We start from the raw sequence: 770 nt of genomic DNA, 5'->3' as shown, positions 1-770 counted from the left end.
ACCCACCACTGCCACCGTCACCGGAGCACCGCCGCGCGCCGCCCGCTCCGCCACATACCGCGACACCACCCGGCCGGTCAACGCCGGAGCCCCACACACGTCCAACACCGCCAACGACAACTGCGGATCCAGATCCTCCGGCAGCACCGCCGCGATCGACCGGGCGAACAGAATCGCCCACCCGTCACACGGCACCTGCTCGCTACGCCCGTCCCAACCCGACAGCCCATCGGTGATCACCAACGGGGTCAGCGTCAACGACACAAGCGTCGCCACCCGCTCACCGGGCTTGAACCCCAGCGGCGAGCGACGACCGGCCTCCTCCACCGTGCCGATCAGCATGCCGCCCGATCCGGTCACCGGATTCTGCATCTTCCCCCGGGTCGCGACGATCTCCAGCACCTCGGCGCGGACCGCGTCACCGTCCCCGTCGTGCTTCTCCCACAACTGGCGGAAGCTCGCCGCGTCCAGGTTCAACCGCTCGACCCGGATCCGCACCTCGTTCGGCGCTATCTCCGGCCGCGGATCCAGCCGCCAAGCCGCCTGCGGCAGCACCCCCGCCGGTTCCACGACGCGGTGCAGACCCACCGGTGACGTCACGCCGACCCCCTCTCAGACCGCCCGAAGCTCCGCCCGGAACTCGCATGGCGGGAAAACTTACGGCAGACTAATTTCTTCGCCGGATATTTTCCAGTAGCCTTGCGGTTCGCTGATCAACCGCACCCGCCAGAGGAGGGGCCGTGACCCAGACCCACCCGCCGGTACAGACC

1 protein-coding gene is annotated in these 770 nt (G+C 69.0%); it reads right to left on the bottom strand.

Features of this window, described 5'->3' with window-relative positions; translation table 11 throughout:
* A partial coding sequence (gene kdd / locus C1I93_RS30785; RefSeq protein WP_498070740.1) for an L-erythro-3,5-diaminohexanoate dehydrogenase occupies positions 1-600 on the bottom strand: 600 nt, incomplete at its 3' end.
* Between the last annotated feature and the right edge of the window lie 170 nt (positions 601-770).

The sequence above is a fragment of the Micromonospora endophytica genome (genome assembly GCF_003236305.1).
GTDB lineage: Bacteria > Actinomycetota > Actinomycetes > Mycobacteriales > Micromonosporaceae > Micromonospora > Micromonospora endophytica.
This window is presented reverse-complemented; position numbering and strand designations above follow the sequence as displayed.